Here is a 1,338-nt window from a genome sequence, read left to right as displayed (position 1 = left end):
CGTAGACGCGGCGGTGGGTGGGGTCGACGTCCACGAACGCGACCTGGTCGACACCGGGCAGCAGCGGGGTGGCGGTGGCCAGGCGGGCGAGGAAGCCCCGGTGCACCGCATGAAGTTGCCGGTTGTGCCCGTGGGTGAAGGCGCGCAGGAAGGTGCCCAGTGTGGAGGGCGCGCGCACCCCGCCGAACAGCCGGCCCATGGCACCGTGCCGCAGCCGGCCGGTGTCATCGCCCGAGTCGGCCCCGGCGTACATCGCCGCGACCAGCGTCATCCCTTTCGCAGCCGGGTTGGCGCCGCCGCTGTTGCCGGCACCGCAATCCGTAGTCGCTTGCCGGCCAGGCCGGGAATCCCGACGCGCTCGGCCAGCCGGACCAGCCCCGCGTCCGCGATCAGGTTCGGCTCGTCGAACGCGGCGGTGAGCGCGGCGGAGCTATGGGAGGATTTCACTTACGAGGTGCCTTGCTGGTTGGGCCGGACGGAAGCGTAGAGAACTCCCATCCTCCCAGCTCAGCAGGCACCTCTCTGCGTCATCCGTCCCCGCGTCAGTCACAGCCCGGTGGATTCGGGCTGAGCTGAGCCCTTTTGACAACTGTCACAGCAGCACCGGGTTAACCGCGACAAGGCCGCTGCCTACGCTCACGAATCTCCGACTCAGGTCGCTAGTGTTCCGCGCCGTAAGTTCCAGTGTTTGTTTAGCCGCTTGTTTTTGTGGTGGCTGGCTTGATCTTGGTGAGGTAGTCGGCGAGGGATTTGAGGATCTCGTCGGCGGTCTTGGTCCAGGTGAAGGGCCGGGGGTTGTCGTTCCAGGTCGAGATCCAGGCCCTGATGTCGTTCTCGAGGGCCTGGACGGAGGTGTGGACGCCGCGGCGGATGAGTTTGTCGGTCAGCAGGCCGAACCAGCGCTCGACCTGGTTGAGCCAGGAGGAGCCGGTCGGGGTGAAGTGGACGTGGAAGCGCGGGTGTTTCGCGAGCCAGGTCTTGATCTCGGCGGTGTTGTGGGTGGCGTAGTTGTCGCACACCAGGTGGACGTCGAGCTCGGCGGGTACGGCCTTGTCTATCGAGACGAGGAACTTCTTGAACTCGATGGCGCGGTGGCGGCGGTGCAGTTCGCCGATGACAGTGCCGTCTGCGATGTTGAAGGCGGCGAACAGGCTGGTGATGCCGTGCCGCAGGTAGTCGTGGGTGCGGCGTTCGGGCATGCCCGGCATCATCGGCAGCACCGGCTGGGAGCGGTCCAGAGCCTGGGCGAGTAGCCGGGGAGAATTTCACTCCCCGGCTCTCTCAGAACCGTGCGTAAACCTCTCGGCTTACACGGCTCCCATCGTCCAGTCGTGCGCG

The 1,338-nt window shown here is 66.4% G+C and carries 1 protein-coding gene and 2 pseudogenes; all 3 read right to left on the bottom strand.

The genetic code is table 11. From position 1 onward, the window contains the following. Positions 1 to 73: 73 nt before the first annotated feature. Positions 74 to 295 (bottom strand): annotated as a pseudogene (locus tag AB0442_RS42490) (IS1380 family transposase); the annotation flags it as partial. After that, positions 268 to 447, bottom strand: a complete 180-nt coding sequence (locus tag AB0442_RS42485; RefSeq protein ID WP_366168851.1) for a hypothetical protein — start codon at positions 445 to 447, stop codon at positions 268 to 270. The gene AB0442_RS42485 and the pseudogene AB0442_RS42490, both read right to left, overlap by 28 nt. A 245-nt stretch (positions 448 to 692) precedes the next feature. After that, a pseudogene (locus AB0442_RS42480) lies at positions 693 to 1,244 on the bottom strand (IS630 family transposase); the annotation flags it as partial. Between the last annotated feature and the right edge of the window lie 94 nt (positions 1,245 to 1,338).

Origin of the sequence: Kitasatospora sp. NPDC085895 (assembly GCF_040702125.1) — a bacterium.
In the GTDB taxonomy this organism is placed as follows: Bacteria; Actinomycetota; Actinomycetes; order Streptomycetales; family Streptomycetaceae; genus Kitasatospora; species Kitasatospora arboriphila.
This window is presented reverse-complemented; position numbering and strand designations above follow the sequence as displayed.